The 14,443-nt window shown below is 63.8% G+C and carries 14 protein-coding genes and 2 pseudogenes; 4 read left to right on the forward strand and 12 right to left on the reverse strand.

What is annotated here, in order from left to right; translation table 11 throughout:
* Window positions 1–13: 13 nt before the first annotated feature.
* The 11 genes and pseudogenes from ACOGXH_RS09575 to ACOGXH_RS09625 form a co-directional block, all read right to left on the reverse strand.
* Window positions 14–1,384, reverse strand: coding sequence for an ABC transporter substrate-binding protein (locus ACOGXH_RS09575; RefSeq protein WP_419928881.1), 1,371 nt, complete (start codon window positions 1,382–1,384; stop codon window positions 14–16).
* Window positions 1,385–1,610: 226 nt separating this feature from the next.
* Window positions 1,611–1,706: pseudogene (locus ACOGXH_RS09580) on the reverse strand (3-oxoacyl-ACP reductase); the annotation flags it as partial.
* 51 nt (window positions 1,707–1,757) lie between these two features.
* Entirely contained in the window at window positions 1,758–1,973 is a 216-nt protein-coding gene (locus ACOGXH_RS09585; protein ID WP_419928882.1) for a hypothetical protein, read from the reverse strand.
* Between the two features lie 7 nt (window positions 1,974–1,980).
* Window positions 1,981–2,253, reverse strand: coding sequence for an alcohol dehydrogenase catalytic domain-containing protein (locus tag ACOGXH_RS09590; protein ID WP_419928883.1), 273 nt, complete (start codon window positions 2,251–2,253; stop codon window positions 1,981–1,983).
* A gap of 118 nt (window positions 2,254–2,371) precedes the next feature.
* Window positions 2,372–3,205, reverse strand: a complete 834-nt coding sequence (locus tag ACOGXH_RS09595) for an SDR family NAD(P)-dependent oxidoreductase (RefSeq protein ID WP_419928884.1) — start codon at window positions 3,203–3,205, stop codon at window positions 2,372–2,374.
* A 245-nt stretch (window positions 3,206–3,450) separates the two neighbouring features.
* Window positions 3,451–4,269: an SDR family oxidoreductase gene (locus tag ACOGXH_RS09600; protein WP_419928885.1), complete on the reverse strand. Its 819-nt coding sequence runs from the start codon at window positions 4,267–4,269 to the stop codon at window positions 3,451–3,453.
* Between the two features lie 10 nt (window positions 4,270–4,279).
* Window positions 4,280–5,647, reverse strand: a complete 1,368-nt coding sequence (locus tag ACOGXH_RS09605) for a CaiB/BaiF CoA transferase family protein (RefSeq protein WP_419930355.1) — start codon at window positions 5,645–5,647, stop codon at window positions 4,280–4,282.
* Window positions 5,630–6,721, reverse strand: a pseudogene (locus ACOGXH_RS09610) (CoA transferase); the annotation flags it as partial. The gene ACOGXH_RS09605 and the pseudogene ACOGXH_RS09610, both read right to left, overlap by 18 nt.
* Window positions 6,722–6,854: 133 nt before the next feature.
* Window positions 6,855–7,991 (reverse strand): thiolase family protein, encoded by a 1,137-nt coding sequence (locus ACOGXH_RS09615; protein ID WP_419928886.1) that lies wholly within the window; start codon window positions 7,989–7,991, stop codon window positions 6,855–6,857.
* Window positions 7,988–8,407, reverse strand: coding sequence for a Zn-ribbon domain-containing OB-fold protein (locus ACOGXH_RS09620; protein ID WP_419928887.1), 420 nt, complete (start codon window positions 8,405–8,407; stop codon window positions 7,988–7,990). Before ACOGXH_RS09620 ends, ACOGXH_RS09615 begins: the two co-directional genes overlap by 4 nt.
* A gap of 30 nt (window positions 8,408–8,437) precedes the next feature.
* On the reverse strand, window positions 8,438–9,247 hold the full coding sequence (locus tag ACOGXH_RS09625) for an SDR family NAD(P)-dependent oxidoreductase (protein ID WP_419928888.1): 810 nt from the start codon (window positions 9,245–9,247) through the stop codon (window positions 8,438–8,440).
* A gap of 241 nt (window positions 9,248–9,488) precedes the next feature.
* Between ACOGXH_RS09625 and ACOGXH_RS09630 the strand changes: the two genes are divergently transcribed.
* Window positions 9,489–10,286 carry an enoyl-CoA hydratase/isomerase family protein gene (locus ACOGXH_RS09630; RefSeq protein WP_419928889.1) on the forward strand — a complete coding sequence of 266 codons (798 nt, stop codon included), beginning with the start codon at window positions 9,489–9,491 and terminating at the stop codon, window positions 10,284–10,286.
* A gap of 234 nt (window positions 10,287–10,520) precedes the next feature.
* Entirely contained in the window at window positions 10,521–11,063 is a 543-nt protein-coding gene (locus ACOGXH_RS09635) for a carboxymuconolactone decarboxylase family protein (protein ID WP_419928890.1), read from the forward strand.
* Window positions 11,064–11,303: 240 nt separating this feature from the next.
* On the opposite strand, the gene ACOGXH_RS09640 is transcribed toward ACOGXH_RS09635, so the two are convergent.
* The gene (locus tag ACOGXH_RS09640; RefSeq protein WP_419928891.1) at window positions 11,304–12,233 is read right to left on the reverse strand and encodes an oxidoreductase; all 930 of its coding nucleotides are present in this window, start codon (window positions 12,231–12,233) and stop codon (window positions 11,304–11,306) included.
* Window positions 12,234–12,747: 514 nt separating this feature from the next.
* Here ACOGXH_RS09640 and ACOGXH_RS09645 point away from each other — a divergent pair.
* Window positions 12,748–13,419, forward strand: coding sequence for a nitroreductase family protein (locus ACOGXH_RS09645; RefSeq protein ID WP_419928892.1), 672 nt, complete (start codon window positions 12,748–12,750; stop codon window positions 13,417–13,419).
* 280 nt (window positions 13,420–13,699) lie between these two features.
* Window positions 13,700–14,443 (forward strand): enoyl-CoA hydratase/isomerase family protein, encoded by a 744-nt coding sequence (locus ACOGXH_RS09650; RefSeq protein WP_419928893.1) that lies wholly within the window; start codon window positions 13,700–13,702, stop codon window positions 14,441–14,443.

The following is a 14,443-nucleotide window of genomic DNA, read 5'->3' on the forward strand; positions in this document are numbered from 1 at the left end:
GGCGCTCGATCAGTCAGTTACCGCAGTCCTGGAACCCACTGTACGGCCCACCGCTGCGTCCGACAAATGACTGCGTCTCTTTGTCGAACTCACCCGGGTACACGCAAGTGTTGACGATCCGAGGGAACTGCTCAACGGGACCGGGCGAGGTGAAGTCGATCGGGGGCGTCACTCCGGTTTCCACCGCGTTCGCCTGTTGTAGGTAAGTCAGCAGCGCCTGGCGATCAATGGTCTCAGGGTTGTCCTCGAAGATCCGCACCAGGGTGACCACGCTCAGCCACGCATTGAAGGCACCACTCCCCAGAGAGGAGACATCGGGGGCGTACGTAGCCATGTCCTCCAGATACTGCGCGCGGCCCGGTAGCGAAGGATCCAGCTCGAATCCGGACCCGACAAGAATCGGATTGTCGTTGCGATTGTACGCATCAACAAAGTGGGGCTCGAAGGACCCGACACCAGCGAGAAGCGGCACGTCTCCCAGCCCGATCGTGTTGAGAGCGTCGATGAGACCGAATTCCGAACCGTGCCCAATGTAGTCGGGATCAAAATCAGCAACTTGTTGGGCAGTCGAGGCATAGTCCACGGTGCCGACCGGGATGAAGATCTCTTCATGATCGGTTACTCCAGCGGCCTCGGCGCTCTGGACGAACAAGTCCGCGGCGAGGCGCAGGACGGCGCTGTCACCCCAAACTGTCACGACCTTCGATCCAGGAGGAACAAGCGCTGCCGAGCCAGCGTTTTCGAAGAGCGCGCCGGGTAGCAGCGGGAACGATTGGGGGTGCGTAAGGTCCTCCAACGACGCCGGGACGGGCCCGACGTTGGCGACCCCGCCGGCCTCGTAGACTGGGTAGTACGCGCCCGATTGGGGCGACGCAATGCCGACCATCGCGATCACGGCCTTTTCGTCAACGAGCTCGCGTGCGCAAATCAACGCCTCGTTCGGATCACCCCTGTCATCGCAGTGCTCGACAACGATCGGCCGCCCATCGATCCCGCATAGGCGGTTATTGATGCTCTCTGCGGCCGCCTTCGCAGCCGCTGGGATTGCGGGAACCTGAACCACGTCGGAGACGACCGGGGCACCCATACCGAGAACGATCGGCTCACCCGATAGGTCACACGTCTCGTCTGGGGCTTCAACATCCGGTTCATCTGACGTCGGCTCCGCCTCGGCGTCCGACTCGGAGTCGGAGGACTCACTGTCGTCGTCGCTGCTGGCATCGGGGGCAGGCGAATCGTCCTCGATCGGGGTCTCTTCAGCAGTCGTCGGCGTGTCGCCCGTCGTTGCTGCGTCGTCATCGTCATCGCCACAACTCGCCGCGATCAGCACAAACACGAGAAAACAGGCAGCGACACGCGCCCAAATCGAATACGTCACCTTCATGAATGCCCCCCTGGATCGTGGCTCAGTGCCATCGAATAGGAATGCACAGAGGCTCGCACAAAAGGACAGTGGGTGTCAAGGGGTCCTACTTGTCGCAGCAGAGCTGGTGGCTCGACTGCCTTCGGCCTCACACCGACCTAACCCCTTTAGCATTGGGCGGCGGCTGAAGGGCGGCGGGAACGGATGCCAGGAAGGCTCGCACCAAGGAACGGCGCCGCCGAGCCGGTCAACCGTATGTCGTTAATCCACCATCGATCGGGATGATCGCGCCCGAAATGTACGAACCTGCGCGCGACGCGAGAAAGATCGCGGCCCCAGCGATTCGGAACCCACCGCCGGTCTAGTGAGGTGTGCGAGCGAAGTGGTTCCGACCTCAGTCCGTCGGACCGTCGAATACGATGACCGACCGAGCAGCCGTCCCTTCGCGGAGTTCAGCGAAGGCAGCATTCACTTCGTCGAGCGCGATCCGCCGAGATATGAGTTCATCGAGCCGGAGAGTGCGATCCATGTAGAGGTCGGCGAGCCGGGGGAAGTCGACGAGAATGTCCCCGCTACCGTAGAGCGATCCGTGCAGTGTCCTGGCGGGCATTACGAGTTCAGTAGCGGGCGGTCGCCGACAGGACCACGTGGTCCCCGACGGCCAACCGCTCGACCCCTTCGCCTACTTCGGTCACAACGCCTGCGCCTTCATGGCCAAGTACGAGCGGCAAGGGTAGCGGCACTAGGCCTTCGTGGATCGTTAGATCGCTGTGACAGACACCAGAAGCGGCGAGTCGTACCTGCACTTCGTTGCCGCGTGGCGCGTTCACGTCGATGTCCCGCACCTCGAGCGGTTCGCCCGGTGCCGCCATCACAGCTGCTTTGGTCATCTTCTGTTCTTTCTTCCGAGGACTGATGTCGCTACTGGGCCCAACGACGCTCAGGCGCGCCCGATGACCTCACTTGGCTGTGCTCCATCGTGCTCGAGTCATTGAGACCTGTGGCGAATCAGAACAGATGACCGCTCCATCCGCCATCCACATCGAGCGCCACTCCATTGACGTAGCTCGCCCATTCGGAACAAAGAAAGAGGATCACCTTGGCGATCTCATCAGGGTGGCCGAATCTCGGGATCGGCACCTCGCCGGAAAAGCTCTCCAGCACCTCGGGAACGGTCTCACCACGAATGCCCGAGCCCGCCAACCGCTCGGCCGCTTCGTCCCACGCCGGGGTCATGATAAGTCCAGGGAGTACTGAATTGACGAGGATTCCGTACTTGGCCCAATCTCGCGCCAACCCCTTGGCCACCGAAACCATCGCTGCCTTGCTGGCGCTGTAGTCAACCAGATGCCCGATCGGGAACTTGGCTGTCGCCGACGAGACCATCACGATGCGGCCCCATCCACGCCGCTTCATGTCAGGGAATGCCCTTCGGGTGAGCTGGAGACTGGAACCGAGGTTCAAGCGAAACAGCGCTTCCCAGTCCTCGTTCGTCATGCGCACGAAGTTCCGAGCGACGCTCAATCCGACGTTGTGAACGAGAATGTCCGGAGAGCCACTTCGAGCACTTGCCTCGTCATAGAACCTGTCGGCCTCGGCCACATCGCTGAAGTCCGCGGTGTACGCCAGAGTTTCGCCGGGCAGATCCCGAGTTGCCTCCTGCACCATCTCCAACGACTCTGGAGAGCGCGCGCAGTACGACACGGTGGCACCGGCTGCTGCAAACGTCTCAACGGTCGATCGGCCGATCCCCTTGCTGCCGCCGGTGACGAGGGCATGGCGCCCCGCGAGCAGTGGAGGGATTAGGCCGGTCTGCTGCGGGCTGGCATCTGATTCGGTCATAGGACCACCTCGGCAATCTTGAGCTGAATGATCTCGTCCCATTCCAAGCCGAGCTCGATCACTCGTATCCCGGCACACATGTCATACATCGAAATCAGTCCCGTCCCGCGTTCCCGCGCCGCTGAACGTTACAACAGTCGCTGCCTGAATGTCTACCAAGCCTCGCTCAAGGATCTCACGGGCCATGCCAGTACGACGATGCCGGGCCCGCTCGCCTGCCAACCACCCGCGATTTGAAACGATCGTCAGCCGTGGGTCGACCAGCCACCGTCGACCGGGATGATGGCTCCGGTCAGGTACGCGCCTGCCCGGGAAGCAAGGAAGATCGATGCCCCTTGGACGTCGATCGGCGTCCCGATTCTACCGATGGGAACCATGGCTTCGGTCGACGACCGCATCTCGGGGTTGTCGAAATAGGGTGCGGTCATCCGCGACTCGAACGGGCCGGGGGCGATTGCATTCACGGTGACATTGTCCACTGCCAGCGCGGCGCCGAGGTGGCGTGTGAGCATATTGACGCCTGCCTTGCTGGCCCCGTATCCCCAGGACTCGCGCACAGGTCCGATTCCCTTGTGGCCGGGGATCTCGGGTACCACTGATCCGTTGACGGACGACACGTTGATGACCGATGACGGTCGCTCGTCTGAGGCGGCAGCCCGCAGTGCTGGGAGGAGGAATCGAGTCAGGTGAAACACGGCCTTCACGTTCAGATTCCACGCCCGATCGAGTTCCTCTTCTGGAAAGTCCTCCAACGGGGCGCCGAAGGTAACGCCCGCGTTGTTCACAAGAATGTGAACGTCGGGGTCGGCATCCACGACTTGATCGGCCAGGTCGCGAACCCCCGCCATCGTTGACAGGTCAGCCACGATCGGAATGCACGTGCCCACTTCGGACAGGTCGTTCGATATTTCCTCGAGGGCATCTCCGCTCCGAGCGACGATATAGACCCGTGCACCCGCTCTCACGAATCCTTCGGCAATGAACTTTCCGATTCCCGACGATCCCCCGGTCACTACCGCGGTTCGCCCTTTCAGCCCAAACAGATCATTTACGAAGTCCGACATCACTATTCTCCTAACTACTGCATTCCTCGCCATCCGGCACCAAGGTACTGGTTGCCACAACGCCGTCCCGGACGAGATCTCGAACGCGGCGCTCGTCGTAACCGAGGAGTTCCCGGAGGACAAGCCCGGTGTGCTCCCCCAGGAGCGGCCCGGCGACCCCTGCCTGACCTGGTGTGCGCGACAACCCGATGTGCGTCGACTCGATGTAGGTGTGCTCGTGCAGGGGGTGATCGACTCGAGCGATGTGCTTCCGGTGGCTGAACTGGTGCTCGGTCGAGAGGGTGCGGTGATCGATGACAGCCGCTGCCGGCACGCCTGCTGCTGTGAGACATCGCTCCGCTTCGGCACTGGTGACGCTTGCGGCCCACTTTGCGACGATTTGGTCAACTCGGTCTTCTTGGTCCTTGCGGCCGACGAATGACGCGAGGTGTGAATCCGCGGCGAGGGCGTCCCGGTCGATCGCCCGGCAAAGACGTGTCCAGTCGTGGTCGTCACGGCAGGCGATCGCGACCCACGAATCCTCGCCTTCTGCGGCGTAGACGCCGTGAGGTGCCATCGAAGGGTGGCGATTTCCAAGAGCCTCGGGCATCGTCCCGTTCAAGGCAAAGTCGACGAGCTGAGGACCGAGAAACCCCAGACTGGCCTCGATCTGCGAGACGTCCACCCACTGGCCCTGTCCCGTCCGGCGTCGATGATCCAGCGCTGCGAGAAGCGCCGCGATCGTCGCTCTCGGCGCGACGTAGTCCGTGTAGGGTCCCCAGGGCCCGGTTGGATCGCGGTCAGGCCATCCGGTGAGACGGGTGAATCCTCCGAGGGCTGCGCCCATGAAGCCGACACCGCCCATCATCGCGTACGGGCCGTCTTGACCGAACAGCGACGAACTCACCATGATCAGGTCCGGCTTGACATCCTGGAGTGTGTCGAAATCCAGCCCCCAAGCGGGCATTGCTCGCGGCGAGAAGGACTCGACGACAACGTCGGCCCAGCGCACGAGGTCGATCGCCACATCGCGTGCTCCATCGTGCTTCATGTCGAGGTTGAGGCTCAGCTTGCCGGCACATGCGCTGTGGAACCCGCCGCCGGAGTCTGGGTCGGTTCGGCCGTGGATGTTCGGTGGCAGGATGCGCATTGCGTCGAGCCGCCGATTGTTCTCGACCTTCACGACCGTGGCTCCAAAATCCGCCAGTACACGGGTCGATAGCGGTCCCGCTGCGAGCCATGTGAAGTCGAGGACCTTGAGGCCGTCGAGAACGGGTCTCGCCGAACTATCGGACGCCCACTCGGAAGCCGGGCGCAGCTCACCCTGGACCTCCGCGAGAGCCGCTGTTCTCTCCGCCTCGCTGCTCGGGAGCGGCGGCGCGTGTCCGCGGTACTCCAGAGGAGTGACGCTCATCCTGGCAAACGCCCCGGGCACACTCGGCTCGCCGGGAAGGTCGCACGCCACCCACCAGTAGCCACGGCGCTGAAGCTGTTCATCAGCCAGGATGCCGTCGACGCTATAGGCGGGGACGAGCTGGACCCCTCGATTGCGGGCTGTGGTGAACAGGTCGTCGACGTCGCGTGAAGCGACGAAGTCACGCACGATGCCCAGGACTCGATCCAACTCGGACCTTGGCTCCTCCCCCGACGACAGCAGGTCGAGATAGCCGATCCAATCCTTGTCGCGGGTCGCTGCATCGCACTCCCCGCAGTCGTGAATCCACTCCATGAGCCGACGAGCGAACGGACCCTGGCTCGGTCCGAAGAAGAAAGGAACGCAGACGAATCCGTTGCCCGCGCGGAAGGTCGTCGGCACGTCGATGTCTCCTGCGACAATGCCGCCGCCACTCCGGCGCGTCGGCTCGGCATCGAGGACGCCGGCAAGTGGCTGGAACCCAGCGGCGAGCGCCGTTGCCGCCTGCGCCGAGACGTCAACGTGCTGCCCCCTCCCGGACCGAACCCTCTCGTGGTGCGCCAAGAGCGCGCCCACAGCACCCTCCGCTCCGGCGTGGGCCCACGATTGCGACCCGAACAATCGCAGAGGGGCCCGGTCAGGGGAGCCGACCCCAATCATCATTCCCGACGCTGCCTGAACGGTCAGATCGGTCGCCGGTTCATGAGCCCGTGGGCCGCTCTGCCCGAACGGGGTGATCGACACATAGATCAGTGCAGGATTGACTCTCGCCAAGGAGTCGTAGCTGAGTCCGAGCTCGGCGAGTTCGCCCGGTTCCCCACTCTCGATGAAGAAGTCCGCGTCTGCCGCTAGGTCACGGACGCCATCGCGACCTCGGCGGGTTTGGACGTCCAAGACGACGCTTCTCGAGTTGCGGGCCCAGGCCTCCCACAACGCCCCGCTGTCGCTCCGTCTAGCCGGAGATCCTGCGGGAGGCTCGACCCGCACGACGTCGGCGCCCAAGTCGCCGAGCATAGTGCTGCAGTACAGGCCGCGTTCGTCTGTCAGATCGATGACGCGGTAGGACGCGAGGGGCGTCCCCGGTCACGCTCGGTTCGTCGAGAACCGACGACGAACCACGTTTGGTCCTCGCCAGCACGATACGACAGGCGACGCTGACCTCTGGGCGGCTCTCACAGTGGAAGAGGTCTCCTCAGTCGCGTCCCAAGATGTGGATAACGCACACACCGCCCGCTCCGATCATCTGCGCCAGACCAAACCTCGCACCGTCGATCTGGCGCGGACCCGCTTGACCTCGAAGCTGCAGGGTCGTCTCCCAGATTTGCGCCAGGCCGGTGGGCCCGAGCGGATGACCGCGAGAAACCAGCCCGCCGTCGGTATTGAAAGGAATTCGACCCCCAAGCTCGACGTCGCCATCCATTACGAGCCGGCCACCCTCACCGGGGTCGCAAACACCTAACGCTTCGTAATACTCCAGCTCTTCGGAACTGAACGCGTCGTGAACTTGACACAGGTCGAGGTCGCTCGGACCGATCCCTGCGTCTTCGTATGCGTCACTTGCGGTTCGCTTCGTCAGCTCGTACTCGTAGAACGGGTGGTCTGTCTCGGGCGCGGATCTGAACTGCGATGCCATCACCCGTACCCGCGGATGCCGGCCCAGACGCTCGGCGACCTCCCGAGTCGCAACGACCGCGGCCGCTCCCCCGTCCCCGGTTGGCGTGCATTCGAGTAGGTGAATGGGGTCGGCGATGAGTCGCGACTCCAGTACCTGCTCCAGGGTTACTTCCTTTCGGTATTGCGCATTGGGGTTCAGCGACGCGTGGCGGTGGCTCTTCACTGTGATGCGGTGGAAAACCTCCTCGTCGAGACCTTCGTCGTGCATCCTGCGCTGGGCGATGAGCGCGAAGCGTATCGCTGCGGACAATTGAGCGTCGGCGACTGCGATCCGTTGCTCGAGGGGGTCGGGACCGGCGCCGAAGAACATCGCTCGATCCATCTTGCCGCAACCCACGGCGAGAGCAACGTCGGTGCGGCCTTCGCCTACGGCCAGGACTGCCTGTCGGAAGGCTGACGAGCCGCTCGCCGAAGCATTGTCCACCGTGACCTGCTCAGACTCATTCAGTCCGAGGAGATGACCGACCCGGCTCGCAACGAACCCTCCGGTCATGGACGCCCCGCAGTACATCGTCGAGATGTCTTGCCAGTCGACTCCGGCGTCGTCCAGCGCCTGGGCACCAGCCCGCGCGCCGTGCAATGCCGCCGGAATCTCAGGGAACCGCCCGAAGGGAACCATTCCCACACCGATCACATAGACATCGCGCTGACTCACGTGCCGCCCTCCGTCTTCGATCGGAATGCAAACGTGGTGTAGGGACCGCCGATCTCGCTCTCGGGAAGGGTGAAGGGCACAGCCACGACGCGCTCGCCGATTCCCGGCAGGTCGTCGACGTCGCCGTCCAAGATGGCCTGAACCATCACGCCTTCCGCCACCTCGGCCCAGCACACGCCGAAAGGCTTGCCTACAACGAGACCAAGGCGCTCCACGCTGCGGCTCCACACCGTGGCCTCCGATCCGAGGGAGCAGTCCTGAAGCGCGCTGTCAAAGCAAGAGAAACATCTCTCGCGCCGTGGGTGCTGTAGAGCACCGCAGGAGGTACAGCGCGATCCGAGTAAGGTCACCGTCTCACCGGATGGGTCGATCTCGAAGCGCCCTTCGATGATGAACTCGGGTCGGGATTCGGTCACTCCAACACCTCCTTCGCGTGTCGCGAGTCATCACAGGTTGAACGTGAAGCCGCCATTGACCGGATAGGTTTGGCCGGTGATCCATGATGAGGCGTCCGACGCGAGAAACAGCACCATGTTGGCAACGTCTGCGGGTTCCCCCATTCGGCGCAACGGGTACGCCTTGATCACCTTGGCTTCCGTTTCAGGGTCCGGCGCAACCGTGGGGGTCTTCGTTCCCCCGATCGAGACATTGTTCGCCGTGATGCCGTACCGGGCTGCCTCCCGGGCAATAGACCGCATGAACCCGGCGGCACCAGCCTTGGCACCTGCATACACCGCGAACCTTGGATCGCCGAAGCGTGCCGCCTCGGAGATCACGGTGATGATTCGGCCGCCCTCTCCTTTGTCGATCATCGGCCCCAGCGCAGCATGTGCGCAATTGAGGACACCGTGGAAGTTCACCCCGATCCACTTGTCCCACATGTCGGGCGGTGTCTTCCAGAACACATCGTACAATACGGAGTCGGGGTCCGGCCCCATGTTGCCAGCGTTGTTGACAACCACGTCGAGGCGCCCAAAGCGCTCGAGTGTCTCGTCGACCATCGCCTCGACGGCTGAGTAGTCCGAGACGTCGGCCTGCGCAGCAAGTGCCGGCACGGCGAGCGACTCGACCTCGGCGGCCACCGCCTCGGCGCGTTCGGTGAAGAAGTCATTCACGACAACGCCGCCCGCCCCATGCCGTGCGACGGTCAGCGCGACTTCGCGGCCGATGCCTTGGCCTGCGCCTGTCACCATGCAGACCTTGCCTGCAAGGTCAAGCAGGCCATTTGATGGTCTCGTTGACGACGGTTCCGTCACACTGCTACTCCTCATTCCGGGCAACGCTGGTGGTTCCCATCAGGCGGTGGTCGTCCGCGGGCTGCGACCCCTCGTCGAATCCGGAGGTCTGTCAGATTGACACATTCAGCGTAAACGTTCAAATCTCCGGCTCATGCATGCGGCCCTGGTCTCACTCTTGGCGGTCCAGACGAGAGAAATCGATGCACACAGGTTGTGCATCTGTTGACCACCGTTCGAGAGATCAGTACGATGCGCGGCCGTGACCGAGCACCAACCGGCAGACTACGAGACCATCCGATACAGGGAGGAGGGACACGTCGCCGTTGTTGAACTCGCGAGGCCCAAGGTTCTGAACGCTATGAACGATCTCATGCGCTCAGAGCTTCGGTCGATCTGTGAGTCGATCCGGCTGCGGTCGGACATCTTTGTGATGGTTATCGCCGGCGACGATCGAGCATTCTCGGCGGGAGCGGACATCAGCGGCGACAATGAGGCTCCGGCTGATCCCATGTCGTTCTGGCGGCTCAATCGACCGGGCAGCGAGTTCTTTTCGATCCTGTCGAACGTGCCTCAGCCTACTATCGCCGCGATTTCCGGCTACTGCTTGGGCGGCGGCCTGGAGACAGCGCTCGCATGTGACCTGCGCGTCGCATCGCCCGACGCTCAGCTCGGCCTGACCGAGGCCCGGGTCGGAGCGATTCCTGCGGGAGGCGGGACCCAGAGGCTTGCCCGCTTGGTCGGGCCGGGCGTCGCCGCGGAGCTGCTGCTGACAGGGCGCAGGATCTCAGGCCAACAGGCGCTCGAGGTCGGCCTGGTGAACCGGCTCGCAGACGATTGGCTCGCCGGCGCTTTCGACCTCGCTGACGAGATTCTTTCATGTTCGCCATCGGCGACGATGCTCATCAAGGAGGTCCTGCGGCGAGGTGTCGATGGCAGCCTAGAGACGGGGTTGAGTGCAGAGTTCCTCGCCGCTGCTGTCGACTTTTCAGCCCAGGACTTCACCGAGGGGATGACTGCGTTCCGCGAGAAGCGCCCACCTCAGTGGAGGGGTCGGTAGCGATGCCGACCCCCATCCGGGGGTAGCCCTGGTCTCCTCCATGTCGATGATCGGCGACTCGTTCGCCCGGCGGGTTGCGATGTAGGACTTGGGCCTGGGCTGCGAGGGCCTGCTTGCCGGACAAGGGTGTCAAGACGTGCGAGGCGAAGTCCAAGGACACCCACCGGAACGCGAATCGGTGCTCGACGATGTCGCCACCTGAGGTCTCGAAGCCTCGCTGTGCGATGCTTAGACGTGGCCCGACTCCCCTATCTCACACCCGATGACCTCGACCCCGACGACCGGGACCTCGTCGAGCGGGACATCAACCTGGTGAAGATCACCGCGTACGCCCCAGGCGGCGCCCGCGCCTTTAACCGTCTGGGCGGCTGGATCCGCTCTAGCAGCACGCTCGACGCGCGCCTGCGCGAGATGGCGATCCTACGGGTGGGCGTCCTGGCTCGGGCGGACTACGAGTACACCCATCACATCGAGCTCGGCATGCAGTTCGGCATGTCCGAGGCCGATGTCCGCGCGGTGGCCAAGGGACCCGGAGCCGCCGGACTCGGCGAGATCGAAGAGCTCGTGCTGCGGGCGGCCGACGAGATCACGCTCGACGGGGCCATGGCAGCCGACACCTTCGCCGCGCTGCACCGCCATCTCGACGGCGAGCAGATGGTCGAGTTCACGCTCGCCGTCAGCTACTACAACGCCGTCACCCGGTTCCTGAAGACATTCGAGATCGACGTCGAGGACGAATACCTGCACTACCTCAACGACTTCCCCTATTCGGACTGATCCGCCCCGGCCCGGGCAATCACTTCGACCACCGCCCGTCGAATCAGTCGGCCTTCTCCACAGATCGAGTGACCACCTTCGAGATCAACGACCCGCAGCTGGGGAAGGCGTGCAAGGGCGATCGACACGTGCGGCTGAGACACCTGTTTCTGCGCAACGGCATCCGTGTGTCGAAGAAGCGGGTGGCTCGGATCATGGCCGAGCTCGGCCTCATCAGTTCGACGCTCATTCGGCTGTCCCTCAGAAGGGCAGGTCGGCGCCGGCCAGCTCGACCGAAAGCTCCCACAGCCGTGTGGCGGCCTCTTCGTCCTGCGCGCACTGGTGGATGCCCGCCTCGCCCGGATCGCCCCGCGTCTCGCCCTTGTTCTGCGGGCCGTAGTAGTCGCCGCCTTCAACGTCCGGACCGATGGCGGCCAAGAGCGTGGGCAGCGACGCCTTGTCGGGGTCGTGGGAGATCAACGGCCCCACCACGTACCGGGTCAACAACTTGACGACCTTGGGCAGACTCCGCCCGAGCTCGGTCTCGGAGACGCCAGGGTGCGAGCCCACGGACAAGATCGACTTCCCGGCGGCCCTGAGGCGGTGGTCCAGCTCCAGCGTGAACATCAGGCAGGCCAACTTGCTCTGTCGGTACGCACCCACGCTGCTGTACTTCTGCTCCCAGTGGATGTCGTCGAAGCGGATCTCCTTTGCACCCTGCTTGTGGGCGAGGCTGCTGACAGCAACCACCCGGGAGTGGGCGCTGTCCGGCATCACGTCGATCAGCGACATGGTCAGCAGGAAGTGGCCCCAGTAGTTGGCGGCCATCTGGCGCTCGAATCCGTCAGCCGTCTTGGCGTAGGGCGCGATCCCGATGCCAGCGTTGTTGATCAACAGATCCAGACTGTCGTGATTCGCCCGGAACTCGGCCACTGCGCTCCGCACCGCCTCGAGTGAGCTGAGGTCGGCTGCGAGGAACTCCAGGTCGGCGTTCGGAACTTCGGCGCCGATCCGCTCCATCGCGCCGCGGGCACGTTCCTCGCTGCGGCACGCCATCACCACCTTTGCGCCCTTGGCCGCCAGGTCGTGGGCGTTGTGGAAACCGAGGCCGGTGTTTGATCCAGTGATCAGGGCGACGCGTCCCTCTTGGTCAGGTAGTGCATCGATTTCGAAGGCCATGGCGGTCTCCATGGCAAAGCCGGGGTGAGGGTATGGCGGATCGGGACGGCTTTGTGGCCACCGACGAAGGTCGTCTTCATAGTAGCCACATCGCCCGCGAGCACGACCGACCCGATCCGGGGAATGACGCTGCTGATTCTGCGCGACTCGTCAGCCCAGGAATTCACCGAGGGGATGACCGCATTCCAGGAGAAGCGCCCACCGCAGCGGAAGGGTCGGTAGCGAGGCCGGGCGCTACCCAGACGTGGCGGTGAACGCAGCGGGGTAGGGACCGCGTTCGATCTCTTCGGTAGCCTCCATCGCGCGCGACGCCTCGACATCAACGGACACTGCGGCGATCGGTTCCGGGACAACCGGCGCACGCTCGGCAAGCGTGTCGACGAATCGCGACGGGCTCTGCTCTTTCCGGCCATCTCATCGACCGCCGCGGATCGTGCCGATCACGAGGGCGATCTGGCCGTTGGCCAGCTTGCCAGCCTCATCTTCCTCATTGAGGACGCGTAGCCCATCGTGAGAGAGTGGGCGTATGGAGTTCGACCTCTCTCAGACCGATGCGCTGCTCTCGACTACACGTTCGGTTCGTAAGCGGCTCGACCTCGATCGCGATGTCCCGACCGACGTATTGCTCGACTGCCTGCAACTGGCCGTCCAGGCACCCTCCGGCAACAACCGGCAGGGGTGGCGGTGGATGGTCGTACGCAATCAGGAGCGCAAGGACGCGCTGGCCGACCTCTATCGCCGCGGCGGCGGTGACTACCTCGCAGTCGCAGCCGACGAAGCCGAGAAGGGGACGGCTGCGCATCGCGCGATCGATTCGGCCAACTACCTTGCTCAGAACCTCGAGAGGGTCCCAGTCCTCGTGATTCCGCTGATTATCGGTCGACTCGACTCACCTCGGCTCGGAGGTGCAAACAACATCACCACGTTCGCTGCTGGACTGCTCGGTTCGATCTTGCCGGCCGTATGGAGCTTCCAACTTGCGCTGCGAAGTCGAGGCCTTGGTAGCTGCTACACGACCTTGCACCTCCAGTTCGAAGAGGAGGCCGCTGATCTATTGGGAATACCCGATCACATCAACCAAGCTGGGTTGCTGCCGGTGGCCTACACCCTCGGAACCGATTTCACGGCGGTCGAACGGCGCCCGGTGTCAGAGATCACCTACCTGGACCACTACAAGAACCCGATCGACGGTGACTAGGTGCGGATCCTCGACAGCGGACTCGGCGTGGCGGGAAGGTCGCCGGCACGGCGTGCCTGGTTGATGGCCACTTCACGCAGCCGGTCGAGAAGGTCGTTCCGCTCTGCAGCCGAGACGGCGCACTCGGGCACGAGGCACCGCCAACGAATCGCACGGCACTGGACCCAACCTCCTCATCGACGGACGGACGGCCACCAACGCCAGCTCGAACGCCTCATCACCGGCTACGTCTAGTTCGTCGTCTGTTCGACCCGGTGACACCGAGATGTAGGATGGCAACATGACGGGCCTCGATCTGGTTCTGCGCGACGACACAGACGAGGTGACGACACTCACCCTCAACCGTCCTCACAAGCTCAACGCCTTGACACCTGGTGTGTTCGTCGCGCTGCGTGATCATCTCGATGCGATAGCTGCCGACGACTCGGTCCGCTGCGTTGTCCTACGTGGTGCGGGCCGGTCGTTCTGCGCCGGTCACGACCTCAGCTCGATCGCCACTGGCGAGCGGGCGCCCTCGAAGTACTTCGAGCCGGAGACGGTGGATGCACTCGAACGACTCCCGCAGCCGACGATCGCCCAACTCCACGGCCACTGTTTCACCGGAGGTCTCGAACTCGCACTCGGTTGCGAGTTCCTGGTCGCCGCCGACTCCACCAAGCTCGGCGACACGCACGGCCAGTGGGGGCTCGTGCCGATCTGGGGGATGTCGGTCCGCCTGCCCGAACGCATCGGCCGGCAGCGGGCAAAGGAGCTGATGTACACAAGCCGTCGCATCTCGGGTGTCGAAGCCGCCGAGATCGGCCTCGTCGATCGGGCGGTACCCGATGAGGAGTTGGCGGCGACCGTCGCTGCGCTGGCAGCAGAGATCGCTACCAACTCTCCGGGCACCAACCGGCGGGTGAATCAGCTCATCGCCGCGCACGACGACATGAGCCGCACGGACGCACTCCTTCACGAACGGTCCCTGCCGTTTGGCATGCCGGAGGACTCAGCCGAGCGGATGAGCGGAGCGCTGGGCCGGTGA

Source organism: Candidatus Poriferisocius sp., from assembly GCF_965208355.1.
Taxonomy (GTDB): Bacteria; Actinomycetota; Acidimicrobiia; order Acidimicrobiales; family Bin134; genus Poriferisocius.